Below are 22,706 nucleotides of genomic sequence, written 5' to 3' on the forward strand. Positions count from 1 at the left end.
ATGCCCTCGGTGGGTATATAACCGACCCAGCCGGAGTGAAAGTGAAAGTGCCAGACTGCAGCCGTGTGTGAGTCGAAGTAACAGGAAAAGCGGGTCAGACGAGCAGGGCCGGTCCGAAGACCATCACGAGGACGGCAAAGACCATGCCGATGGTGATGATGCTAGTAAAGACCGTCACGATGAGTCGGCGGTTCGGCACCGGAAGCCGAGAGACGACCGACTCCGAACTCGTCCGCAGGATGTGGCCGCCGTCGAGCGGGAAGGCCGGGATGCAGTTGAACAGTGCGAGGTTAAAATTGACCCACCACGTCCAGAACAGCAGATTGATCGCGGTGAAGACCACCCCGCCGAGCGCCGAGAGCGGCCCCTGCACAACGAAGAACGAAGCCATCTCTCCATTGAATCCGGCGAAGTTGTAGCTGACAGACGGATCGAGCAGCGTCGCGAAGGGCAGGATGAGCAGATTCGCCATGTAGACGAGAACGGAGGTCACGGCGGGGAATGCGGCGGCGTTACTCCCGTCGAGGAAGGAGAGGAACTGCTCGGCCGGATAGGTATCGACGCCGAAATCGTCAAAGGCGAAGCCGCTGTATCCATCCGCGACGATCGTCTCGGGAACTCCGAGCGTCGAATCCCCGTCGACGGTTGCGTTGAGAATCTGACGCTCACCGTCGATATACGCCTCGACAGTAACCTCGCTGCCGGGGTCACGCTCGGCGAGTGCGGATTCGTACGCAGAAGCGTTTGCGGTCCGCGTGTTGTCGATACGAGTGATCGTCACTCCGGTTCCGTCCGTCGGCGCGCCAGCCTCGGCGAGTGCCGTTCCCTCGGGGATTTCGGCAACGTACGCACCGATTGGAATGGTTTCGTTGCCCCGGTTCATCGTTTCGAGAGTGGCGACCGGCCGGTCGGCGACCGCCGACGCGAAGTCGGGTTCGGTGTCGACTGCCGTGCCGTTGACCGCGGTGATGCGGGTCAGTGGATCGGTGTTGACGATCCCATCGGCGACTCCCTCAGCATGTTCGACGATGAGCAACCGTCGGTCGACGGTGACCGATTCGGCGTCGCGTCGGTCGACTTCGACAGTTCCGGCACTGTTTGCGTCGAGTTCGGCCTCCAGTTCGGAGGCGTTCTCGATCGGTGTGCCGTCGATTTCAGTGATCACGTCGCCTTGGTCGATATCGACCGATGCGGCACCGGAGCCGTCGATTGTCGCTCCGACCGGCGCACCGGGGACGACGGCGACTGAGGCGGCAAGCGGGAGCAAGAGGACGACCGCAATCGCACAGATCGCGAAGTTGTTGGTGATACCGGCGGCGAACATTCGGGTCTGTGCGCCCCGATCAGCGGCTTGCTGGTCGTCGGGGTCCGGTTCGACGAACGCACCCATCGGGATGATCGTAAACAGCGCCAGCCCCATCGATTCGATCTCGATGTCCTCGACACGACAGAGCAGTCCGTGCCCCCCCTCGTGGACGACGAGGCCGACGAGCAGGCCAAAGACGATGGCCGGCGCGGCCGACAGCGGGAGGAAATCGTTGACTCCGGGGATCACCAGCGCGTTTTCGGGGCTCTGGAGCGTTCCGGCACCGTCGGGTTGGGCGAACACCGCGGGTACCGACAGGGCAACAGCCAAGCCGGCAATCGCCATCACGACGAGTGCGATACCGACGCCGAGATTCCCCCAGGCTCGCCAGAACCGCTTGCGCTGGGCGATCCGGTTGAGCACCGCCCGGCCGCGTTTCGTGTGGACGGTCGTGAGCGGGCCCGTGACACTGACCGAATCAGGGAGGTAGCCACGCGCACTCAACCCCATCGCAACTGCTGTATAGAGAAGGACACCGAGGAGGACCCACGTCAACAGGCCAAACATTACCTGTACCCTAGGCCGGTCCGGCAAAGAGGGTTTGGTCTCGACAGATCAGGTGCAGGCGGAATATTAACTACCCGGAGCACCCAGGCCCTCCATGGCAGAAATTCCAGCCGAATTCCACGATCTCTTCGAGAAAGCGACGTTCGCACACGTGACGACGATGTTCCCGAACGGACTCCCGCACACGAGCCCCGTCTGGATCGGCTACGACGAGGCCGACGACCGCCTGCTCGTCAACACGGAGCGACACCGACAGAAGGCCAAAAACGTCGAGCGAAACCCCGCCGTCTCGGCGAGCATGCTCGATCCCGACAACCCCTATCGGTTCCTTTCGGTCAGCGGCGAGGTCGAAAAGATCACCACTGAGGGCGCACGCGAACACATCGACGAACTCTCACAGCGGTACTTCGGCGAACCCTACCCACAGGAGATCGTCAGCGAGCGCGTCATCCTCAGAATCCGGCCGGAGCGCGTCTTCTCGGCTGATCCCGACGAATAACGACGTGTCCCAGCCTCCCGGACGCTACCGCTCGCGGCGGAGTCGTCCCACGACGAACTCCTCGTCCAGTCGGGCGAGGAACGGACCGAGTTTCGGGCCCTCGTCGTCGTCGAAGAACAGTCGGTAGCCGGCGCCGAAGAAATCCCCAACAGCGATGTCGTACTCCTCGGCGAGATCGAAAATCTCGGCCTGAATCTCGTCGCCGTCGTGACCCTCCGCGACGAAGTCGGCCAGATCATCGAGCGCCGCCGCCGTCGCGTCGTCGAACGAGGCCTCGGGCATTTCCGCGCGCTTGAGTTCGTAATCGAAGGCGTTCTCGGTGAGACGGGCCCACTCCCGGGCGCGTTTGACTCGCGACAGGGCCTCTTCGATGGCCCACTCGGGCGCATCGTCGGGAATATGACCCTCCCGGCGGGCGATTTCCTCGCGCAGTTCCGGGTCGTCGGTCATCCCCAGCACGGCCGCGAAGGTGTACGGGATGCGAATCCGGTCTTCCGTGATCTCGTCGACGAGATGCGGATAGAGGCGTTCGGCCAGGTCGCGTTCACTGTCCTCGGCGTCGACTTCGCCGAAGTACACCTGCTCCAGTCGGTCGAACTCGTCGACGAGTTGGTCGATTCGCTCGATACTGAAATCCCGCTGTTTGAGCGGTTCTTTCCCGAAGAAATACCGGAATACTTCTGGTTCGAGGATGTCCAGCACCTCGCCGACGGTGACGATGTTGCCCTCCGAAGACGAGAGCGCCTCGCCCTCCAGCGTGAACCACTCGTAGACCATCCCGACCGGCGGTTCGACGTCGACGACGTTGCGGGCGATATCGACGCCGCTGGGCCAGGAGCCCTCGGCGTGGTCCTTGCCGAAGGGCTCGAAGTCCACGCCGAGCACCTTCCACTGGGCGGGCCACTCGAAGCGCCACGGAAGTTTACCGTCGCTGAGATCGGTCGTCCCCTCGTGGCCACACCCGTCGATGGTGTCGCCGCCTGCTTCAGCGTCGGTACAGCGATAGGAGACCGTCCCGGCGTCGAGATCCACGTCGGTGATCGTCTCGGTCAACTGCCCGCAGTTGCCACAGCGGGCGAAAAACGGCACATAGTCGTCGTCGATCTTGTTCTGGTACTGGGCGAGGGTCTCGCGGGCTTGCTCGCGGTTCTCGAGAACGTGCCGTGTCACCTCCTCAAACTCGCCGGATTCGTACAGTTCGGTGTTCGAGACAAAGTCGACGTCGACGCCGAGTTTCTCGGTTTCCAGACGGAGTAGTTCGGTGAAGTGCTCGCCGTAGGAGTCACAGCAACCGAACGGGTCGGGGATGTCGGTGTACGGCTTGCCGAGATTGCGGCCGAGTGCGCCGGCGTCGATCTCACCGAGGCCGACGAGATTGCCGTCGAGATCCGCGAGGCGTCGGGGAATCTTTCGGAGTCGATCGCGGTCGTCGGCGGTGAAGACCTGCCGAACCTCGTGGCCGCGGTCACGGAGCACTTCGGCGACGAGATGACAGCGCAGAATCTCGTTGGCGTGGCCGATGTGGGGAACGCCGGAGGGTGAGACGCCGCCCTTGATGACGATCGGGTCGTCGTCGCTGCGCTGTTCGACCGCATCCGCCACGGCATCGGCCCAGAAGGCGTGGTCGGTGTCGAGCACTTCGTAGGGATCGGGGTAGTCAGCTGTCATGAGTGTCCTCCGGAATCACGTCCGTGCCGTCGTGCGTTCCCTCGACTGCCCGGGAGAGGGCAGTGGGGTCGGTCCCGTCGAGAACGACCGCGCGCAAGCCAGAACGCTGGAGCAGTTTCGTCGCCAGCAGATCGACCGGCGCGTTACTGCCGGCGGACATCTCGATATCGGAGACGACATCCACGAGTTCGGCGGGAGACAGCGAGTCGAGTTTCGTCGCGTCAGGGTCCTCGTTGGGGTCGGCGTCGTAGACGCCCGGGACGCTGGTCGCGTAGATCAACAGATCGGCGTCCGTGTACTCCGCCAGCGCAGTACCGACGGCGTCGGTGGTGTGGCCGGCGACAGTGCCGCCCATGACGGGAATGTCGCCGTGGCGCAGCGCCTCGCGGGCGCGCTCGTGAGTCTCGACCGGCGTCGGGACCGCCCGGTCTTCGAGCGCGGCGATCAACAGGCGCGCGTTGAGTCGCGTCACGGCGATACCTAACTGGTCGAGTTCCATCTCGTTTGCCCCCAGTTCTCGGGCGGCACCGATGTACTCCCGGGCCGTCGGCCCGCCGCCGACGACGGCACCGACGGTGTGACCCGCGTCTTCGAGTTCCCGGAGCACCCGGCCGTACTCGGCGACGCGGTCTGATTCGACACTCGGCGCGAGCACGCTCCCGCCGATTGAGACGATCACTTTCATTGCATCGCCGTAACCGCGATTCCATCTTAAGGGTTGTCAAGGCCAGCGAAGCCGACGTAATCGCCCAACCAAAGCAAGCAAATGGTACATGTTCGGTAGCAACAACCAGAACATTCTGCCGGATCACGGCAGTCATACGGAGATTATTCTGGATAGAACTCTCTGGAATTATCCGTGGTTTTACAATCGATAAGACAACTTCAGATAGTAGCTTAAACAATCTAGGCACCTAAGATCGGTTCGTGAAAAGTCCGTTTTACGCTGATTCAACCTGAATGCAGCCAAACCAACACGAAGCTTCCTTTCTTTATATGCCCCTGTACCGCCATGATATGAGTGTAGACATGAGCACGACACAATCCTCCGACGACACGCGGTCGAAAGAAGAACGACTACGGTCGTATCTCAAGGGGAAAGCCCAAGATGGAGAGATGTACTTCAAAAGCAAGTTCATCGCGGAGGAGGTCGGACTCTCCCCGAAAGAGATCGGAGCGCTGATGGTCAAACTCAAGAAAAATACCGTCGACCTGGAGATCGAAAAGTGGTCGTACACGAGTGCGACCACGTGGCGCATCGAACCGGCATAGTGTGTCGTGTCTGGTCCCCGCGACAACACGCCGCCCGCAACTGACGCCCACAGCCCGACGGGCCGTGGTTTTTATTGATGAACAAGCCCTAACAGACAGCGATGGATAGCAGCGCCGAGACTCCTCCCCCGGCCGAGGAGATCGCATCCGTTTTTAACGCCTACGAAGTCCGCAGGGAAGACGACACTGTCCTTTACGTCGGGGAGCCGACGATCCCCGGTCAGCAACTCGAACGGGAACTGTGGCCGCTCTTTCGGGAACGAGGATACGAACTCTCGATCCAGCGTGGCTACAAGACCAGCAACGGGATCCCGCTGTCTCGCGGCGAGTACGTCCTTGTGGCGGAACCGAACTCGATGGAACTGGACGGCATTCCCCGGACGAATCTGTTCTTGTTCGTCGCGACAATCTTCTCGACGATGTTCGCGGGCGCGTACTTCTGGTATCAGGTGCCCCTGTTCAGCGAGCCGTGGCGGGCCATCGAGGCCTGGCCCTTTGTCGTGGCCGTGCTGGGCGTGCTCGGCGTCCACGAACTCGGCCACTACGTCATGAGCCGCTATCACAACGTGCAAGCCTCGCTTCCGTATTTCATCCCCCTGCCGACGTACATCGGCTCGATGGGGGCAGTCATCAAGATGAAAGGGAAAATTCCCGACCGAAAGGCGCTGTTCGATATCGGTGCCGCGGGACCGCTCGCGGGGCTGGCAGCGACGGTCGTAGTCACGGCAATCGGATTGCAACTCGATCCGCTGCCGGCACAGGAAGCGGCAGTTGCCCAGGCCGAAACCGGTGTCCGGTTCAACCACCCGCCGTTGCTCGAACTGATCGCGCTCGCAACCGGTGCGACCGAACAACTCAGCAAGAACGCGATCCACCCAGTCGTCTTCGGCGGCTGGGTCGGGATGCTCGTCACGCTGTTGAACATGTTGCCGGTCGGCCAACTCGACGGCGGACACATCCTCCGGGCGATGGTCGGCGAACAGCAGGAACGGATCGCCTCGTTCGTCCCCGCCGTGCTGTTCGGACTGGCAGGCTACCTGCTCGTCGTCGTCGACGGGATCGATTCGGTCGGCATCTGGGCGATGTGGGGGCTGTTCGCCGTCGGTCTCGCCTACGCCGGCCCGGCTGATCCGATCAACGACGAGTCGCTGGACCGGAAACGGATGGCACTCGGCGTCATCACCTTCGTTCTCGCTGCGCTCTGTTTCACGCCCATTCCGGTCGAAATCGTCGAACTCGCCTGATCACCCGTGTGTGTAGCCCCGGTCCGGGAGTTCCTCGTCGTCGAGCGTGAGTCCTGAGCCGACAACATCGCCGATTCGCGTGAACGGAACCGAGAGTTCGTCGCGGATCTGCTCGACAGCCGAGTCAGGGACCGTACAGACGAGCTCGAAATCTTCGCCGAAGAAGGCACCCATCTCCCGTCGCTGTTCGTCTGTCTCGGCGACTTCTTCGACGACATCGGCGACCGGAAGCGGCGACTCGATTGCGAACCCGCAGTCGCTGGCTTCGGCCAACTGATGTAGTGACCGCGCGAGACCGTCGCTACTGTCCATCATCGCCCCCGCGTGCTCGGCGAGCGTTCGGCCAGCCGGGACACGTGGGCTGAACCGGAACAACTCGTTCGCCCGGTCGGTCTCCCCGCGTTCGAACAGTTCGAGTGCGGCCCCGCTACGGCCCAGTGTTCCCGTGACACAGACGGCTTCGCCCGGCGTCGCGCCCGAGCGGAAGACCGGCTGGTCGGCCCGACCGACGACCGTCGACGCGACGGTCAGTTCCTCGTGGTCGTCGAGATCACCGCCGACGTACTCCCCGCCTGCTTGTGCACAGACGTCTCTGGCGCCACGCACGAACGATTCGATCTCCTCGTACTCCAGTGAGGTCTCGGCGTAGGCCGCGACGGCAGCAACTGGCTCCGCGCCCATCGCCGCGATATCCGACAGCGACGCGCCGATTGCCCGCCATCCCGCGGTGTAGTGAGTCGTTCCAACCGGGAAATCCGTCGACCGATGGAGCATGTCTGTCGTGACTGCAAGGCCGTCGACGACCGCCGCATCGTCGCCGGCATCGGGAATCGTCCCAGCAAGCGCCCGAAGCGCCTCACGCTCGTCCATACTGACGGTACGCCGTGGGGGCACAAAAACGACCCCACCGAAACTAACAGATTTTGTATGCTCAACATATTTGTTACGAGTGGAGTGACAACAGAGCGATTGCTTGCGGTGTGTTTAAGTCCCCCGGGTGTGGTACGGTACAACGTGTAATCAGGATGAGTGGAGAGCAGGGATCGAACGAGAGAGGGGGAGTGGGGGCCCGGGCCGGAGATTATTCGCATCTCGTCGAGGAGGCTGAAGACGGTCTGTACATGCTCGACGCGGAGGGGCGCTTCGAGCTATTGAACAGCGCGTTCGTGGAGCTGACTGGCTACGCGCGCGAGGATCTGATCGGGGCAGATCCGCAGTTAGTACTCGGGGATGGAGAGGTCGAGCGGTTCAACAGACAGATCAGGTCAGCTATCGCATCCGACGAGACGTCGGGCTCGATGCTGACGACAGTGGTGACCAAGGGGGGCCAGCGAAAGCCCGTCGAGATTCGATTCAGCCTCTTGCCCTCGGAAAACGACGAGTACAACGGCCTGACCGGGGTCGCGCGGGACGTTCGCGCCCGACGCCACCGCGAGCAGAAACTCGACGTGTTGAGTCGGGTGCTCAGACACAACGTCCGCAACCGCCTCAATCTGATTTTCGGCCACGCCGCGACGCTGAAAGACGCCGACGAGCAGCGGTATCGGACCGCGGCAGACAAGATCGAAAGCGCCGCGGAGGAACTGATGGAACTGAGCGAGAAGGCCCGGACGGCACAGACTGAAGTCGGGTTCAATCCCTCGGATCACAACCAAACCGATATCACAGAGTTGATCGAGCATCTGGCCGTCCAGATCCGCCGTGAGTATCCGGACGCGAAGATCAAACTCGACCTCCCGACGGAATTGATTGTCAACGCACCCACCTCCTACCGGATCGCGATCAACGAACTCGTCGAGAACGCTATCGAACACAACCCGAACTCCCAGCCGACCGTCTGGATCCGGGTCGAGCAGACTGACGCCGCCGTGCGAACGATCGTCGAAGACGAGTGTCCGCCGATTCCCGAGAGTGACCGACAAGCGATCAACGAGGGCAAGGAGACGCCGCTGATGCACTCGCTGGGTATCGGCCTGTGGCTGGCCAACTGGGTTGCAGACACCGTCGGCGGCGAACTCGAACTGAACAGGCGGGCAGACGACGGCGGTAACTGTGCGGTGATCGTGCTGCCGCATCGCTGAAAAACCGGCTGTGAGTCGGTAACAGGGGCGCTGTCGGGCTTCACAACTGTTATATGACGCCGACAGGAAGGAATTGCCAATGACAACAGTCTACGACGTGCCTGCCGAGGAACTGATCGAGGCACTCGTCGAAGTGCTCTCCGAGGAAGATGCAGTCGAACAGCCAGAGTGGATCGCCTACACGAAATCCGGCGCGGACCGGGAACTGCCACCCGAGCAGGAGCAGTTCTGGACCCGCCGGACCGCGAGCCTTCTCCGAAAGGTCGCCGTCGACGGTCCCGTCGGCGTCGGTGCGCTCCAGACGGAGTACGGCGGCAGCAAACAGGGCTCGAACCGCTACCAGGTCCGCCCGAAACACAGCGCCGACGGCTCCGGCAACGTGATCCGAACCGCCCTCCAGCAGCTCGAAGAAGCCGGCTACGTCGAGACCGCAGAAGGTGAGGGCCGCAAGGTCACGCCCGACGGACAGGCGCTGCTCGACGACACCGCCGAGGACGTCCTCGACGACCTCGACGACCCCGCGCTCGAACGCTACGCCTGAGGCGATGACCAGCCCGGACGGCTCGACCGAGACGCCGTCGGCGCTCTCTCGGGACCTCCGGGACGGACTCGCGGTTCATCTGCCGTATGCGCTCTTTTCGGCCGTCCTCGTCTGCTGTTCGGTCGTCGCCGGGATGCTCTCGCAGTCGGTCGGCAGCGGACGGCTCGCGCGGCTGCCCTTCACTCGACTCGCGAGTTCGATTCTCACACAGGACCGCCCGCTGGTCGCGCTCATCCGGACGGATACCGAGTTCGTGTCGATGCTGGTCGTCGGCACCGTCACGCTGGGAGCGATCACCGCACTCGGTCTCGTCGCACAGGGCGTCGTCGTCGGTCTCTACGTCGGCTCGTCGATCGGGACGGTGAGCCCTGGCCTTCTCGTCGTCGCGGTAGCACCGCACGGAGTCGTCAAAGTCGTCGGGCTAGCACTCGCAGCGGCCGTCAGTTTCAGGCTCGTTCTCCGGGCACTGGCTGTCCTCGTCGGCCAACAGCCGCGCTATCTCACCAACAGGGAGTGGCGACAGACCGGCCTCGTCGTCGTGATGGCGTGGCTGACCGTGTTGCTGGCGGCAGTGATCGAATCGGTCGTGACCGTCCGACTCACGCGGCTGCTCGTCTGATTAGTCGCCGACGTTGACCGTCAGCACCGGGACCGAGCCGGATCTGACGACCCCTTCGGTGACGCTGCCGAGCATCTCTCGGGCGCTTCCGGTGCGGCCCTCGGTCGCCATGACAACGAGATCGACCTCCTGCTCGTCGACGTAGCCTTCGATCTCTTCGGCCGGGGTCCCACGTCGAACGGCGGCTTCGATGTCCTGGCCGGCTGCACGCGCCTGCTCGCGGACCCTCTCGACCGCTTTCTGACCCGCCTCGTCGAGTCGGTCGAAAACATCCTCGAACTCTGTCTCGTCGAGTGTCTCGGTGATCCCGTCGGCCTGAACGACGTAGATCGTATGGACCGTCGCATCGAACCGGTCGGCGAGGACGAGGGCGTGCTCAAGTGCCTGCGCGACGCTTTCGGACCCGTCGGTGGGAACGAGAATATCGTCGTACATGGAGCCGTGTTTTCGCCCCGGCAAGAAAGTTCTACGGCCGTCTGTCGGCCGGGTGAGAACTAGTCCCCGGCAAGTTCGACAACATCGTCGAAGAAGGACAGCGAGTCGTGGGGGCCGGGGTTGGCCTCGGGGTGGTACTGGCGGGTGATGATCCCGAGGTCGTCGTTGTCCAAGCCTTCAGGGGTGTCGTCGTTGACGTTGCGCTGTGTGACTTCGAGTTTGTCGCCCGGGTCTGCAACGGTGTAGCCGTGGTTCTGCGTGGTCATGACGACCTGGTCGGTTCGCAGGTCACGCACTGGCTGGTTGACGCCGCGGTGGCCGAACTCCATCTTCTCGGTGCGGCCACCGAGGGCGTTGGCGACGACCTGCTGGCCGAGACAGATACCCGCCAGCGGCACCTCGCCGACGTAGGTCTCGACGATTTCGCCGGCCTGCTCAAAGTTCTCCGGGTCGCCCGGCCCGTTCGAGATAAAGAGTACGTCGGGGTCGACGGCGTCGACCTCGTCCTCGGTCGCGTCGTACGGAAGCTGGTGGACGACCGCATCCCGTTCGACCAGCGAGTCGATGATCGATCCCTTCGCGCCGCAGTCGATCAGCGCAACGTCGGGACCAGAGCCGCCCTCGTTGTGAACGGTCGGATCGCGAACGGAGACCTGCGAACCGATATCGGTGTGATCGGACATGTGCTTGCACTGGCGCAGTTCTTCGAGTGCGTCTTCCTCGGTCACGTCCGGACCGGCCGCGATGCCGCATTTCATCGCGCCCTCGTCGCGAATCTCGGTGACGATTTCACGAGTGTCGAGGTGGTCGACCGCCGGCACGCCCTCGTCTTGCAGCCACTCGGCGACATCGTCGGTCATCTCGCGGGCGAGCACACCGCGGGGGTGGACGCGGTCGGACTCGAACCGTTCCTCCCGGACGCCGTAGTTGCCGATCAGGGGATAGGAAAAGGTCAGCAGCTGTTCCTCGTAGCTGGGGTCGGTCAGGCTCTCCTCGTAGCCGGTGTACGCAGTTGTAAACACCAGTTCGCCACGCGTCGTGCCCGGCGAGCGCGCGCGTGCCTCGATAACACGCTCGCCCTCGATTGCGACGTAGGCAGCAGTCATTACGAGATGCGTACGAAAGTCCCGCTGATAAGCGTTGCTTTCGAAGGTGAATTACGAAATTCGTAGCGTTGAAGTACGGGCCGGCTAAACCTACAAATCTCGATGGACGACCTCGACCGCGAGATTCTGAACATCCTCCGCCGCGACGCCCGTACGCCCTATACGGAGATCGCCGATCAGGTCGGCACCTCCGAGGGGACGATCCGCAACCGCGTCGAGCGGATGGTCGAGTCGGGCGTTATCGACCGCTTTACCGTCTCGACGCGGACGGGAAACGTCAAGGCGATGATCGAGATCACCGTCGACGTCGACGTCAACACCGGCGGGCTGACCGAACAGTTCGCCGAGTGGAAACGCGTCGATTTCGTCTGGCAGGTCTCCGGGGAGGAGGATATCGTCCTCGTGGTCGATGCCGCGGACACTGACGACCTCAACGAACTCATCTCACGGGCCAGAGAGCGCGAGGAAGTGATGGGCACGAAAACGAGGCTGATTCTCGACGAGTGGCTCGGGTGAGGGGCCCGAGTGTTACGCGTGATCGCTGGCCGCTGGTTCCGAGTTGTAGGTGTTGAGCCGGTAGATCAGCCAGCCAGTCGCGACGAGAACGGTGACAGCGAGTCCCAGCCCGATCCAGTCCGGCGGGTCGTATCTGGTGAGCGCATAGCCGTACGTACCCGTCGCGACACCGACGCCAAGCATGAAACTCCCGACGAGTCGACCGGCGACGCGGTCCGGAATCTCCGAGTCTTCGTAGCCGGCGATCAGGAATGTCCAGTTGAAAACCGCCATACAGAAGCCGAGAACGACACAGAACCCGCCGATGTAGACTGCTCCGTGTAGATCGAGCAGCAACTCTTCCATGCCGCCACGTTTTCGGTACAGTCCTATCCCAGTTGTGGTCCCGTTTCTAGCGGAGAAACTACGCGTCGGCGACCCGACGGAAGTTCTCGAACACACGGTGAGCACTCACCTCGGCCCACGAAAACCCGTTCGTCTGCCAGTCAAACGCGGCCAGTTCGTCCGTCAGATCGGCGTCGAGTTCCGGATGAAACTGGACAGTCCAGACCGGTCGCTCGCGGTGGGCCGTCCCGAAAATCTCCGCGTGCTCCGCCGCGGCGATCCGATTCAGCCCTTCGCCCATCTCGGTCACGCGGTCGCCGTGCAGCGCCGGGACTGCTGGCCCGACACCCTCGAACAGCGGCCGGTCGGCCAGATCCGCGCTGACCAGCCCGGCGGTCATCTCGCCGGGGTCGACGCTGCCACCGAGGGCGACGTTGACGACCTGGTGGCCGAAACAGACCCCGAGCGTCGGAATCTCTCGCTCGACGAGCGTCCGGATCAGTTCGATCTCATCGTCGATCCACGGGTGTTCGTGACGCTCGTAGACGCCGGCCGTACTCCCGGTGAGAACGACCGCATCCGCGCCGGTGGGGTCGAGTCGCTCTCCAGCAGGATAGTCGATCCGGCGCGCGTCGGGAAATCGGTCGGCCAGCGCCTCACAGTGGAACGTCGCCTCCTCGTCGACTTCGTTCAGGACGACAGCGACCGACGATGCCATACCAACTGAACGTGTCGGTCGGAAAAAAGTCTGTCTCGCGGTCAGTGCGGCGACCGTACACACGACAAAAACCCTTATCAGAATCGGCAGAGTACCTAGGAGAGAATCCATGAGCGTTACACTGAAAGATTTCTACGCTGACTGGTGTGGGCCGTGCAAGACGCAGGATCCGATCGTCGAGGAACTGGAAGACGACCTCGGTGATCGACTCTCCGTCGAGAAAATCGATGTCGACGAGAACCAGGACATCGCGAACGAGTATCAGGTCCGTTCGATCCCGACGATTGTCATCGAAGGCGAAGACGGCTCGGTCGTCGAGAAATTCATCGGCGTCACGCAGCGCGAGGAACTCGAAGCAGCGATCGAACAGGCCGAAGCCGCCTAATTGAGCGGATAACCGAACTTTTGCCGTCGAAGGTAGTGATCGAGCAGCGCCGTGAGCGGCTGCGCTGTCGTTACTCCTGTCGGTCGATGACGAAGGTGGTAAAGTCCCGGAGATGAGTTTCCGGTTCGGATTCCAGGTCGAGGTCGTCGAGGTGGCTCCGGGCGCTCTCAGAGAGTTCCCGCGCACGCGTATCTGCGTACTCGATTGCCCCGACGCTTTGCATAATCTCGATGGCTTCCATGATCTCCTCGTCGTCGTTGTCCTCGGCCCAGAGGATCTCTTCGAGGCGGGCCACATCGTCGGCCGGGGCCTCCTGCGCGGTGTAGATTGCCATCAGGGTCTTTTTGCCCTCGCGGATGTCGTTGCCGAACTCCTTGCCGAACTCGCCGGCCTGATCCAGCGTGTGCTGGATGTCGAGGATGTCGTCGCCGATCTGGAAGGCAATCGAGAGTTCCTCGGCGTACCGAGCGAGTTGTCGTTCGACCTCGTCGGACTGATCCGTGACGATGGCCGCGAGACGGGCGACGATCCGGGCGAGACAGCCCGTCTTGCACGCACACATCTCGTAGTACTGCTGTTCGTCGACGGAGATCTCCTTCTCGTTGTGCCAGCAGATGTCCATCCCCTGTCCGAGATGCGTGCGGTTGAGTTCGTGGGTCAGCATCTCGTAGATCGCGAGTCGCTGGCTATCCGTGAGATCGTCGCTGTACTCCTCGATTACCTTCAACGGAATAAAGTACATCGCGTTGCCGGCGTTCAGTGCGATGTCGGTTCCGTGTTCGTGATGGAGTGCCGGGCCGCCGCGGCGCATCTGCGCCTCGTCTTCGACGTCGTCGACGATGATCGTCCCGTTGTGGAGAATTTCGGGGATACAGGCGTAGGGGAGATACTCCTCGGGGTCTTCGTCCAGCGCCTCGACGATCATCAAGAAGAGAATCGCCCGCCAGCGTTTGCCGCCGCGGTCCAACAGGAGCCAGATCGGATCCGCGAGCGCCTCCTGAATGGCCGCTGGCTGGTACTTGTAGGTCGGCTCGCCGAAGAAATCAGTTAGATAGGCATCGTCGATTCGCCGTGGCAGTATCTCTTCGATCGCATCGTCGATGACCGGCCGCCACTCGGCGAGAACTTCCCGCATGTACGATGTCTCGCAAGCAGTGACCAAAAAACCACTCATACGGCCGAAGGCGCGAACCTGAGAACGCACAACCAGCCCGGAACGACTGCGGCCACAGGACGAGCCAGACGAGCGGGACCAGCGTCCTTCCATCTGATGGTAACAAATGGTATCTGAAGGTAACAGACGTAACATTTATATCCTCAGGGGTAGTACCTAAAGATAGAGGTAGTACAACAATGACAAACTTCACCAATCCGATCGAAACGACCTTCGAACTCCAGCGCCGCTCCATCGAACAGAGCCAGCAAGCCATCGAACAGAGCTTCGACGTCGGCCAGCAGATCAGCGACTCGCTGATCGCCGGCCTCGAAAGTCAAGAGCAGTTCCAGCGTCAGCTCGTCGAACTCAACCGCGACACCGTCACCAGCGCCCTCGACGCCATCGAGGGCCTTCCGGGTGCGGACGTGGCAGTCGACGACCTCCGCGAGAACATCGACGACGGCTACGACGAGTTGCTCGCCGGTCACGAGGACGCCTTCGACAGCATCTCCGAGGAACTCGAAAACGGCGTCGACTCCTACGACGACCTGACCCAGGATCTCCTCGAGACGGTCGACGAACAGCTCGACCTGATCGTCGAGGCCCACGAAGAACTCGAAGACCAGTCCGTCGAAGCCGTCGACGAACTCGCCGGCCGCGTCGAAGAACTGCAGGAGCAGGCCGACGACGTGCAAGACCAGATCGAACAGGTCTCACAGGAAGCCGCACAGGCTGTCGAAGCCTGATCCGTCCCGGTTCTCTCTAACGCGATTCTCTCTGTATTCCCCACTCACCACACGCTCCCCGATTCTCAGTGCGAAAGAAGATTCACTCCAGTTGGTCGGCCGCCTCCCGGAAGAGGCCGTCGAGAATCTCCGGCGTCGTCGGGTGATAGGCCCGGTCGGGAATCTCCCGAACGTCCAGACCGAGTTCGACGATCACCTGTAGTGTCTTGGCCATCGCGTCGGCGTGGAAGTGCAGCCCCTGATATCCGAGGACGGTCCCGTCCTCGCTATCGACGACGAGTTTGGCCAGGCCCGCAGCTACGTCCTTCGCTTTGAAGACGCCGTCGTCCTCGGCGTTCCGTGTCACGGTAACGATATCGTGGCTCGCCGCCCGCGCGCTCCGTTCGCTGTGCCCGACCCGGGCGAAGGGGTAGACGCCCAGTCCGGAGAAGATGACGTGATGATGGGTGTTCTCGTACGGAGCGAGTGAGTCTCCCTCGCTGTGTGCGAGGATGTTCTCGGCGGCCTGAAAGCCCTGTTCTTTGGCGACGTGGAGAATCGGCTCTCTCTCGTTGACATCGCCGACGACGAAGACTCGCTCGCTGTCTCGGGCCTGCATCGTATCCTCGACCCACTCACCGGTGGAATCGAGAGCGGTGTGTTCCAGCCCGAGGCGGTCGAGTGTGGGTCGGCGACCAGTGAAACAAAACAGTTGGTCGGCCTCGACGGTCCGCTCTTCTCCGGCATCGTCTGTGAGTGTGAGCCGGACGCCGCCGTCTGCCGTCGGTTCGAGGCGCTTCTCGTAGACGTTCGTCGGGATGGTTACGTCGAACTCCTCGCGATACAACTGGAGAGCGGCGTCGCCGAACTCGGGGTCGGCCTCGTCGATGGGTCTGTCGTCGTGTTCGACCACCGTGAGTTCCATCCCGCCAGCCTCGCAGAGATAGGGGACCAGTTCCATCCCGATGTAGCCAAAGCCCATCACGATGCCACTGTCAGGGAACTCGGTCGCGTCGAGCACGTCCGCGCTCGTCATGAACTCCACATCCTCGATACCCGGTGTCTCGGGGACGTTGATGGTCGATCCCGTCGCGACGACGACGTAGTCGGGGTCGTACGTCTCGCCGCCGGCCTCGATGGTCCGGTCGTCCACGAAGCGGGCAGTATCGTGGACGAAAGTCACGTCCTCGCGCTCTGCCAGGTCGTGAATGCCCTCCCGGCGGTGTTCGGCCCACCCGAGCGTGTGGTCGTCCTTGCGCTCGACGACACGTTCCAGATCGACATCCGGAATCTCACCGACCAGCCGGTCGTCGTGGCGAGCCTGGTACCGGTGAGCGCCTGCAGAGAGCACTTCCTTCGAGGGCATACAGCCGTCCAGGATGCAGAGCCCCCCGCCGGGTTCGCCGTCGTCGAACAGGAGAAGTTCGACCTCTCCGGCGAGTTCGCCCGCGACCGCCGACCCCGCACTCCCGTAGGCGCCGATAATTGCTACCTGAGTGTTCATACTACGACCTTGATAGGCGGCGGCATAACGCTACCGGGGACTGCCATCGAAGGGACGAGTGTGTATGTATAACATCGAAATCGTTATGACTTGTTAGTAGTATCCTAAATACAGATATCGATGAGTGGAGTCAGCCCGGCGGCCCGTGACGCGAGGGGCCCCAGCGGCAGACACGGGGGGAGTCGATCGGGGACAGAGCGACGACAGGCAGTGCGTGCAGTTGTGCTCGCGGGGTTGCTCGTCTGCTCGGTAGTGGCACCGTTTATCGGGACGATCACGCCTGTCGCGGCACAGAACACGGGCGGCCCCGTCGAGGGGAGCGTCGACCTCGACGTGGAGACACAGGACGGCGACCTCCAGCGCGGTGAGGAGCAGACGCTGAATCTCGCCGTCTCGAACGACGGGACGGTTCTGACGAACGGAACACACCCGACGGAGGTTCGCGACCGCGCGACCCGGGCCGAATCCACGGAGCTCAACATCACCGATTCGCCGGCCGAAATCGACGTGCGCTCGGGCGAGCAGTCCCCCGGCGACATCGACAGCGGCGAGACGGTCGTCAGCGGATTCGACGTCTACGTCGACGAAGACGCCGATCCCGGTGAGTACGACCTCGGCGTCCGCGCGGAGTACAACAACGTCACCGTCACCGAGTACGAGCAAAACAGCGACGGTGACGTGATCGCCGTCGACGAGTCCCGGGAAAATGTGACGGAGCAGTTCACCGTCACGGTCGAGGTGGAACCCGAACCAGCCTTCGAGATCAACGCCGCCGACGCCGACGTACAGGTCGACGAGAGCGGCGACTTCACCGTCGAACTGACAAACACCGGCGGCGAGGACGCCGAGGATGTGGTCGTGACCGCGGAATCGACCGATCAAGACATCACCTTCGGCTCCGGTGGTGGGGCCTCGGACCGGGCAGTCGGCCAGTGGGCTGCCGGGGAGACGAACGAACTCACCTATCAGGTGAACGCGGCCGAAGACACCGTCACGGAGCCGTATCCGATCGATCTCACCGTCGACTTCACTGACCCCGACGGCAACGACGGAACCGATAATTTACGAACGTCGATCCAGCCACAACCCCGACAGCAGTTCGTCGTCGAGGGAACCGACCACAGCGTCCCGGTCGGTGACAACGGCATCGTCGAAATCGACGTTCGCAACGCCGGCCCGCAGGATATCGAGAACGCCTCGGTGACTGTCGCGAGCGGCGATCCGGTGATCACCTTCCCCGAGTCAGACGGTGAAGCCACGTCGACGACGACGTTCGTCGGCGACTGGGCCGCAGAGACGACGGAGCGGCTGGCAGTGCGGGTTGCCGTCGGCTCCGACGCCGTCCGGCGCAACTACACCCTCGATCTGACCGTCGACGGCCGCGACGAGTCCGACTCGGAGTTGAACGAGCGAACCCGGCAGTTCGGCTTCGAGCCCGAGCCGAGACAGGTCTACACGGTCGAGAACGTCTCACACGACCTCGTCGTCGGCGACAACAGCCCCGTGAGCGTGCAGTTGCGAAATCTTGGGCCACAGAACGTGTCCGATGCGAGAGTGACACTCACTTCCAGTGACTCCGCGCTCACCTTCGCGGACGGCACGACGACGACGGAGATTTTCGTCGGCGACTGGACGGCCAACGAGAGCCGGATGATTTCGACGCGGCTGATCGCCTCCGAGGACGCCGTGACGAGTAGCTACTCCATCGAGGCCGCCATCGACGCCCAGGACGGAAACGGGACCGCGTTAGCGACTCGGACGCAGGAGTTCGGCGTCGAACCGCTGCCACGGCAGCGCTACACCATCGAGGAGACAACGCACGACGTGGCTGTCGACGACGACGGCGTTCTCCGGGTCGAGCTCCGAAACGACGGGCCGCTGAATCTCAGCGACGCCTCTGTCGAAGTGACCGGAAACGACGCCGCGATCACCTTCGGAGCTGGCGGGTCCGGGGAGGCAGTCGAGGTACAGGACACCGCCTTCGAGACTGGAGAGACCGGACAGCCATCCTCCGAGGCGTTTGTCGGTGACTGGGCAGTCGGCGAGACGAAGACGGTCGCGTATCAACTCGGCGCCAGTGAGGACGCGCTCGCGCGCAACTACACGCTCGAAGCGACGGTCACCGCACGCGACGCCGACGACGAGGCAGTGACGGCTCGCACACGGGAATTCGGCTTCGAGCCCGACAGCGAGCAGACCTTCGAGATCGACGGCACCGAAAGTACACTCCGGGTCGGCGAGGACGGCACGATCAACGGCACTCTGACGAACACCGGAAGCGAAGCCGTCGAGGGGACAGCAGTCCTGCTGAACTCCGACGCCGAGACGGTACTGCCCCGGGAGACCCAGTACGCGGTCGGCGAACTCGCGCCCGGCGAGACCGCAGACTTCGAGTTCCGCATCGGGATCAGCGAGGAAGCCGAAGCCGGACCGCGGATCTTCGAGTTTGAGAGCCGCTACCGAGACGACGGCGGCGAGAAGCGGGTCGACAACTCTCAGGACGTGTTCGTCGAAGTCGCGCCGGAACGGGACGCCTTCGTCGTTGAGTCGGTCGACGAGACGCTCGAACCCGGTGAGAGCCGGACCGTCGAGATCGAACTGACCAACAACCTCGATTACACCGTCGAGAACATTCGCGCGAAGATCTTCCCGGAGTCGCCGCTTTCGAGCAGTAACGACGAATCGTTCGTCGCCAGCCTCGAACCGGGCGAGACGGGCACCTTCGTCTTCGATCTCAGCGCTGGCGGCGACGCCGTCCCGAAGGGGTATCCGGTCTCGCTGGATGTCCGGTACGACGACGACCGCGGCGAACCGCAACTCGCAGGCACTTACGACGTGGCAGTCGCAGTTGAGGAGAGCAGCGGCGGGGGCATCTCGCTGTGGGTGTGGCTGCTCGGCCCGATGCTCCTGCTCGGCGGGGTTGGCCTGTACTTCCGGGAGACGGTCAGCACTGCCGGCACGCAACTCTCGGCGAAACTACGGGGCAGCTAGGCGATGTCCGGGCGCGGGGTCGACTATCAGCCGGTGCTCGATCTCATCAATAGCTGGGTGACCGGCCGGCCGAAGACGATCATTCTCGTCTTTCTGATCGTGACCGCACTGTTCGGCCTCGGTCTGCCCTACATCGAAGTCGACCCCGGCGAGGAGGGATTCACCGAGGGCACCGACGAACAGGAGGCCTTCGACGCGGTCAACGAGGAGTTCGATCGGCCCTTCGCCAGCGGTGAGGAGACGACACAACTCATCCAGCGCAACGAGAACGTCCTCTCACGTGAGGGAGTCTTGCGGATGCTCGAACTGTTACAACGGGTCGAGCAGGACACATCCTTGCGCGTCCGAGAGGGCTCGGCTCCTGCGGAGGGTGTCGCGACCGTGCTGGACTCCGACGCCGAGACCCGCGAACAGCAAATCAGGATCGTCGAGTCCGCAACCGACGCCGAGGTTCGATCCGCCGCCCGGACACTGCTCGAAGAGAACCCGTCGGTCACGAACTCGCTGAGCAACGATCTCAACGAGGGGGCGCCGTACGCCTCGGCGTCGATCGCCATCGTCGAACACGAGATTCCGACCGGCGACAGCGGCGAACTCGAACGCGTCCAGACGGACATGCAGGACACCGCGGATACCGTCGGCGGCGACGTGGTCGTCTTCGGGTCGGCGATTTTCGACAGCGAGTTCGAGGCGGCACTGATCGACTCGCTGTCGCTGATGGTGCCGGCGGTGATCGTCCTCATTCTCGTCTTTCTCCTCTTTGCCTACCGCGATCCGATCGATATGATCCTGGGACTCGCCGCGCTGTTCATCGCCGTCATCTGGACGTTCGGCTTCATCGGCCACGCCCGGATCCCGTTCAACCAGATGATGGTCGCCATCCCGCCACTCCTCCTCGCGGTCGGGATCGACTTCGGGATCCACGCCGTCAACCGCTACCGCGAGGAACGAGTCGAGGGAAAAGGACCAGAAGAAGGGATGGTGATCGCAAACGAGCAGTTGGTCGTCGCCTTCTTTATCGTGACAGGGACGACAGCCATCGGCTTCGGGGCGAACATGACCAGCGACCTGCCCGCCATCTTCGATTTCGGCTTCGTCGCCTCGCTGGGCATCATCTTCACTTTCCTGATTTTCGGGATCTTCCTGCCCGCCGCGAAACTGTTGCTCGACGAACTCAGACAGGGGACACGGATTCCCGCATTCGGCCAGCAGCCGCTGGGTGACGAGGACTCTCCACTCGGTCGACTCCTGCCGGTGAGTGCCCACGTCGCTAAGAAGGCCCCGTTCGTAATGCTCGCGGTCATCCTGCTCGTCACTGCGGGTGCCGGCTACGTCGGGACGGGCGTCGACACGGAGTTCGACGACGAGGAATTCCTGCCGTACGAGGACGTGCCGGCCTACATCGATGTCGTGCCGGAACCGCTGGGACCGGGTGAGTATCAGGTCCGGGGGCTGGTGACCTTCCTCGGTGACAACTTCGAGAGCGGCGAGGACAACGAGGTGACCGTCTACGTCGAGGGACCGATCTATCAGGGTCACGCCCTGGAGTCTGTCGATCGCGCGAGCGAGGACCCACCGTCGGCCATCGTCTCGGACGGACGGCAGGCCGAGTCCGAGAGCGTCATCGACGTGATCGAGGAGTACGCCGCCGAAGACGAGGAGTTCGCGGCGCTGGTCGACCGCAACGATCTGTCGGGCAACGGCGTCCCCGACCGGAATCTCGAACGGATCTACGCGGAACTGCTCGCCTCGCCGTACGAAGATGAGACACTGCAGTACGTCACCGAGGACCTGCAATCGATGCGAGTCATCTACTCCGTCGACGCCGACGCTTCACAGGAAGCGGTCACGACCGACGCCCGGACGGTCGCAGACCGACACTGGCTCGACGCCACCGCGACCGGCGATACGATCATCTTTCAGACCGTCACCGAGTTACTCTTCGCCTCCGCAATCGTCAGCCTGAGCGTGGCGCTGGGCCTCACGGCGGTCTTCCTGATCATCATCTACGGACTCTTGGAGGGGCGGGCCTCGCTCGGGCTGGCGAATATCGTCCCGATCATCTCGACGGTCACCGTGCTCGCGGCGACGATGGCACTCCTCGATATCCCCTTCAACGCCCTGACGGCGACGATTCTCTCGATCACCATCGGTATCGGTGTCGACTACTCGGTGCATATCACCCACCGCTTCATCGACGAGTACAACGCCGGTCTCGGGGCCTATCCGGCGCTCGTCCGCACACTCCGGGGGACCGGGGGCGGAATCACCGGAAGTATGATCACGACCGCAGGCGGGGTCGGTGCGCTCGTGCTGTCGGTGACACCGATGCTCGCGCAGTTCGGCGTGCTCATGGCGATCAGCGTCATCTACTCCTATCTGGGCTCGATTATCGTCCTGCCGCCGACGCTTTTGGTCTGGGAGCGACTGTTCGGGTAGTCAGGATTCGCGCTCGATATCCCGGTAAGTGTCGACCAGTTCGTCGAATCTCTCGACCTGTTCGCGCAGTTGTGGGGCGAGTTCGTTCGCCCGCTGTTTGGCGCGTTCGTACTCCTCGCTGTCGGCGAGTTCCGCGCGGGTGAGTTCCGTTTCGAGCACGTCGATCTTCGAGATCAGCGAGAGGAAGGTATCGAGGTCATCGGAGTCGTCGCGGCCGGTGTCGAGGTGTTTCGCCAGCGTGTCCTGCAACGTCTCGCTGAAAATCGGCTTGCAGAGATAGTCATCGAAATCCATTTCGAGAATGTTGAGATCGGGATCGACCGCCGTCGCCATGATCACCGGACAGTCGTAGCCGCGCTCGCGCAGTTGTGCGAGCACGTCGTCGCCGTGCATGTCAGGCATCCGGCGGTCGAGCAACACGGCATCGACATCATCGTCCATTGCTTCGAGTGCCTCCTCGCCGCCGTGTGCGATCCGCGTCTCGTAGATCCCCTCCAGCCGAAGTGCGTACGTCTCTGCAACGTCTTCCTCGTCGTCGACGATCAACACGAGGGGGGCTGACCCAGCAGCGGTGCTCACAGCGACAGCTATCAGCTATATGTAAGAAAGG

Annotated in this window: 22 protein-coding genes; 11 read left to right on the top strand and 11 right to left on the bottom strand. The window is 62.8% G+C overall.

The window, feature by feature from the left end:
* Positions 1-94 precede the first annotated feature (94 nt).
* A complete protein-coding gene (locus V8P86_RS02420; protein ID WP_336325646.1) occupies positions 95-1,873 on the bottom strand; it encodes a site-2 protease family protein in 1,779 nt (592 codons plus the stop codon).
* Positions 1,874-1,967: 94 nt separating this feature from the next.
* Here V8P86_RS02420 and V8P86_RS02425 point away from each other — a divergent pair, with 94 nt between their 5' ends.
* Positions 1,968-2,372 (top strand): pyridoxamine 5'-phosphate oxidase family protein, encoded by a 405-nt coding sequence (locus tag V8P86_RS02425; RefSeq protein ID WP_336325647.1) that lies wholly within the window; start codon positions 1,968-1,970, stop codon positions 2,370-2,372.
* Between the two features lie 24 nt (positions 2,373-2,396).
* Here V8P86_RS02425 and lysS read toward each other — a convergent pair whose 3' ends face one another.
* Both lysS and pyrH read right to left on the bottom strand, forming a co-directional pair.
* Positions 2,397-4,040 (bottom strand): lysine--tRNA ligase, encoded by a 1,644-nt coding sequence (gene lysS / locus V8P86_RS02430; RefSeq protein WP_336325648.1) that lies wholly within the window; start codon positions 4,038-4,040, stop codon positions 2,397-2,399.
* Positions 4,030-4,725, bottom strand: a complete 696-nt coding sequence (gene pyrH, locus V8P86_RS02435) for a UMP kinase (protein WP_336325649.1) — start codon at positions 4,723-4,725, stop codon at positions 4,030-4,032. The genes lysS and pyrH overlap by 11 nt, the downstream gene beginning before the upstream one ends.
* A gap of 344 nt (positions 4,726-5,069) precedes the next feature.
* Here pyrH and V8P86_RS02440 point away from each other — a divergent pair, with 344 nt between their 5' ends.
* Complete coding sequence (locus V8P86_RS02440; RefSeq protein ID WP_336325650.1) at positions 5,070-5,312, top strand: DUF7123 family protein; 243 nt, start codon at positions 5,070-5,072, stop codon at positions 5,310-5,312.
* A 101-nt stretch (positions 5,313-5,413) separates the two neighbouring features.
* Complete coding sequence (locus tag V8P86_RS02445; protein ID WP_336325651.1) at positions 5,414-6,556, top strand: site-2 protease family protein; 1,143 nt, start codon at positions 5,414-5,416, stop codon at positions 6,554-6,556.
* Here V8P86_RS02445 and thiL read toward each other — a convergent pair whose 3' ends face one another.
* Complete coding sequence (thiL, locus tag V8P86_RS02450; protein ID WP_336325652.1) at positions 6,557-7,426, bottom strand: thiamine-phosphate kinase; 870 nt, start codon at positions 7,424-7,426, stop codon at positions 6,557-6,559. It lies immediately after the preceding gene.
* A gap of 155 nt (positions 7,427-7,581) precedes the next feature.
* Between thiL and V8P86_RS02455 the strand changes: the two genes are divergently transcribed.
* The 3 genes from V8P86_RS02455 to V8P86_RS02465 all read left to right on the top strand — a co-directional run bounded on the left by V8P86_RS02455 (position 7,582) and on the right by V8P86_RS02465 (position 9,797).
* On the top strand, positions 7,582-8,637 hold the full coding sequence (locus tag V8P86_RS02455) for a PAS domain-containing sensor histidine kinase (protein ID WP_336325653.1): 1,056 nt from the start codon (positions 7,582-7,584) through the stop codon (positions 8,635-8,637).
* A 79-nt stretch (positions 8,638-8,716) separates the two neighbouring features.
* Complete coding sequence (locus tag V8P86_RS02460; RefSeq protein ID WP_336325654.1) at positions 8,717-9,178, top strand: 30S ribosomal protein S19e; 462 nt, start codon at positions 8,717-8,719, stop codon at positions 9,176-9,178.
* Between the two features lie 4 nt (positions 9,179-9,182).
* Positions 9,183-9,797 (top strand): stage II sporulation protein M, encoded by a 615-nt coding sequence (locus tag V8P86_RS02465; RefSeq protein ID WP_336325655.1) that lies wholly within the window; start codon positions 9,183-9,185, stop codon positions 9,795-9,797.
* Here the strand turns inward: V8P86_RS02465 and V8P86_RS02470 are convergent, their stop codons facing one another.
* Both V8P86_RS02470 and carA read right to left on the bottom strand, forming a co-directional pair.
* On the bottom strand, positions 9,798-10,232 hold the full coding sequence (locus V8P86_RS02470) for a universal stress protein (RefSeq protein WP_336325656.1): 435 nt from the start codon (positions 10,230-10,232) through the stop codon (positions 9,798-9,800). It abuts the gene before it with no gap.
* Between the two features lie 59 nt (positions 10,233-10,291).
* A complete protein-coding gene (gene carA / locus V8P86_RS02475) occupies positions 10,292-11,338 on the bottom strand; it encodes a glutamine-hydrolyzing carbamoyl-phosphate synthase small subunit (RefSeq protein ID WP_336325657.1) in 1,047 nt (348 codons plus the stop codon).
* A gap of 102 nt (positions 11,339-11,440) precedes the next feature.
* Here carA and V8P86_RS02480 point away from each other — a divergent pair, with 102 nt between their 5' ends.
* Complete coding sequence (locus V8P86_RS02480; RefSeq protein ID WP_336325658.1) at positions 11,441-11,854, top strand: Lrp/AsnC family transcriptional regulator; 414 nt, start codon at positions 11,441-11,443, stop codon at positions 11,852-11,854.
* Between the two features lie 12 nt (positions 11,855-11,866).
* Here V8P86_RS02480 and V8P86_RS02485 read toward each other — a convergent pair whose 3' ends face one another.
* Together V8P86_RS02485 and V8P86_RS02490 are read right to left on the bottom strand one after the other, a co-directional pair.
* Positions 11,867-12,199: a DUF3784 domain-containing protein gene (locus tag V8P86_RS02485; RefSeq protein WP_336325659.1), complete on the bottom strand. Its 333-nt coding sequence runs from the start codon at positions 12,197-12,199 to the stop codon at positions 11,867-11,869.
* Between the two features lie 58 nt (positions 12,200-12,257).
* Positions 12,258-12,896 carry a type 1 glutamine amidotransferase gene (locus V8P86_RS02490; protein WP_336325660.1) on the bottom strand — a complete coding sequence of 213 codons (639 nt, stop codon included), beginning with the start codon at positions 12,894-12,896 and terminating at the stop codon, positions 12,258-12,260.
* Between the two features lie 109 nt (positions 12,897-13,005).
* On the opposite strand from V8P86_RS02490, the gene V8P86_RS02495 reads away from it, so the two are divergent.
* A complete protein-coding gene (locus V8P86_RS02495; RefSeq protein WP_336325661.1) occupies positions 13,006-13,281 on the top strand; it encodes a thioredoxin family protein in 276 nt (91 codons plus the stop codon).
* Positions 13,282-13,351: 70 nt separating this feature from the next.
* Here V8P86_RS02495 and V8P86_RS02500 read toward each other — a convergent pair whose 3' ends face one another.
* Positions 13,352-14,416, bottom strand: coding sequence for a polyprenyl synthetase family protein (locus V8P86_RS02500; RefSeq protein WP_336325662.1), 1,065 nt, complete (start codon positions 14,414-14,416; stop codon positions 13,352-13,354).
* 218 nt (positions 14,417-14,634) lie between these two features.
* Here V8P86_RS02500 and V8P86_RS02505 point away from each other — a divergent pair, with 218 nt between their 5' ends.
* The gene (locus V8P86_RS02505) at positions 14,635-15,183 is read left to right on the top strand and encodes a DNA repair protein RecN (protein WP_336325663.1); all 549 of its coding nucleotides are present in this window, start codon (positions 14,635-14,637) and stop codon (positions 15,181-15,183) included.
* 82 nt (positions 15,184-15,265) lie between these two features.
* On the opposite strand, the gene V8P86_RS02510 is transcribed toward V8P86_RS02505, so the two are convergent.
* Positions 15,266-16,666, bottom strand: a complete 1,401-nt coding sequence (locus V8P86_RS02510; RefSeq protein ID WP_336325664.1) for a dihydrolipoyl dehydrogenase family protein — start codon at positions 16,664-16,666, stop codon at positions 15,266-15,268.
* 120 nt (positions 16,667-16,786) lie between these two features.
* Between V8P86_RS02510 and V8P86_RS02515 the strand changes: the two genes are divergently transcribed.
* Positions 16,787-19,657, top strand: a complete 2,871-nt coding sequence (locus tag V8P86_RS02515; protein WP_336325665.1) for a COG1361 S-layer family protein — start codon at positions 16,787-16,789, stop codon at positions 19,655-19,657.
* 3 nt (positions 19,658-19,660) lie between these two features.
* Positions 19,661-22,096 (top strand): efflux RND transporter permease subunit, encoded by a 2,436-nt coding sequence (locus tag V8P86_RS02520; RefSeq protein ID WP_336325666.1) that lies wholly within the window; start codon positions 19,661-19,663, stop codon positions 22,094-22,096.
* On the opposite strand, the gene V8P86_RS02525 is transcribed toward V8P86_RS02520, so the two are convergent.
* Positions 22,097-22,675: a response regulator transcription factor gene (locus V8P86_RS02525; protein ID WP_336325667.1), complete on the bottom strand. Its 579-nt coding sequence runs from the start codon at positions 22,673-22,675 to the stop codon at positions 22,097-22,099. It lies immediately after the preceding gene.
* Between the last annotated feature and the right edge of the window lie 31 nt (positions 22,676-22,706).

Source organism: Halovenus anhuiensis, from assembly GCF_037080055.1.
In the GTDB taxonomy this organism is placed as follows: Archaea; Halobacteriota; Halobacteria; order Halobacteriales; family Haloarculaceae; genus Halovenus.

What these genes read in the sequence shown, in the direction of transcription:
- V8P86_RS02515 (WP_336325665.1), top strand. Translation starts at nt 16,787, where the DNA reads ATGAGTGGAGTCAGCCCGGCGGCCCGTGACGCGAGGGGCCCCAGCGGC.
- V8P86_RS02480 (WP_336325658.1), top strand. Translation starts at nt 11,441, where the DNA reads ATGGACGACCTCGACCGCGAGATTCTGAACATCCTCCGCCGCGACGCC.
- pyrH (WP_336325649.1), bottom strand. Translation starts at nt 4,725, where the DNA reads ATGAAAGTGATCGTCTCAATCGGCGGGAGCGTGCTCGCGCCGAGTGTC.
- V8P86_RS02505 (WP_336325663.1), top strand. Translation starts at nt 14,635, where the DNA reads ATGACAAACTTCACCAATCCGATCGAAACGACCTTCGAACTCCAGCGC.
- V8P86_RS02500 (WP_336325662.1), bottom strand. Translation starts at nt 14,416, where the DNA reads ATGCGGGAAGTTCTCGCCGAGTGGCGGCCGGTCATCGACGATGCGATC.
- V8P86_RS02445 (WP_336325651.1), top strand. Translation starts at nt 5,414, where the DNA reads ATGGATAGCAGCGCCGAGACTCCTCCCCCGGCCGAGGAGATCGCATCC.
- thiL (WP_336325652.1), bottom strand. Translation starts at nt 7,426, where the DNA reads ATGGACGAGCGTGAGGCGCTTCGGGCGCTTGCTGGGACGATTCCCGAT.
- V8P86_RS02460 (WP_336325654.1), top strand. Translation starts at nt 8,717, where the DNA reads ATGACAACAGTCTACGACGTGCCTGCCGAGGAACTGATCGAGGCACTC.
- V8P86_RS02425 (WP_336325647.1), top strand. Translation starts at nt 1,968, where the DNA reads ATGGCAGAAATTCCAGCCGAATTCCACGATCTCTTCGAGAAAGCGACG.
- carA (WP_336325657.1), bottom strand. Translation starts at nt 11,338, where the DNA reads ATGACTGCTGCCTACGTCGCAATCGAGGGCGAGCGTGTTATCGAGGCA.
- V8P86_RS02440 (WP_336325650.1), top strand. Translation starts at nt 5,070, where the DNA reads ATGAGCACGACACAATCCTCCGACGACACGCGGTCGAAAGAAGAACGA.
- V8P86_RS02455 (WP_336325653.1), top strand. Translation starts at nt 7,582, where the DNA reads ATGAGTGGAGAGCAGGGATCGAACGAGAGAGGGGGAGTGGGGGCCCGG.
- V8P86_RS02495 (WP_336325661.1), top strand. Translation starts at nt 13,006, where the DNA reads ATGAGCGTTACACTGAAAGATTTCTACGCTGACTGGTGTGGGCCGTGC.
- V8P86_RS02420 (WP_336325646.1), bottom strand. Translation starts at nt 1,873, where the DNA reads ATGTTTGGCCTGTTGACGTGGGTCCTCCTCGGTGTCCTTCTCTATACA.
- V8P86_RS02465 (WP_336325655.1), top strand. Translation starts at nt 9,183, where the DNA reads ATGACCAGCCCGGACGGCTCGACCGAGACGCCGTCGGCGCTCTCTCGG.
- V8P86_RS02520 (WP_336325666.1), top strand. Translation starts at nt 19,661, where the DNA reads ATGTCCGGGCGCGGGGTCGACTATCAGCCGGTGCTCGATCTCATCAAT.
- V8P86_RS02470 (WP_336325656.1), bottom strand. Translation starts at nt 10,232, where the DNA reads ATGTACGACGATATTCTCGTTCCCACCGACGGGTCCGAAAGCGTCGCG.
- lysS (WP_336325648.1), bottom strand. Translation starts at nt 4,040, where the DNA reads ATGACAGCTGACTACCCCGATCCCTACGAAGTGCTCGACACCGACCAC.
- V8P86_RS02510 (WP_336325664.1), bottom strand. Translation starts at nt 16,666, where the DNA reads ATGAACACTCAGGTAGCAATTATCGGCGCCTACGGGAGTGCGGGGTCG.
- V8P86_RS02490 (WP_336325660.1), bottom strand. Translation starts at nt 12,896, where the DNA reads ATGGCATCGTCGGTCGCTGTCGTCCTGAACGAAGTCGACGAGGAGGCG.
- V8P86_RS02485 (WP_336325659.1), bottom strand. Translation starts at nt 12,199, where the DNA reads ATGGAAGAGTTGCTGCTCGATCTACACGGAGCAGTCTACATCGGCGGG.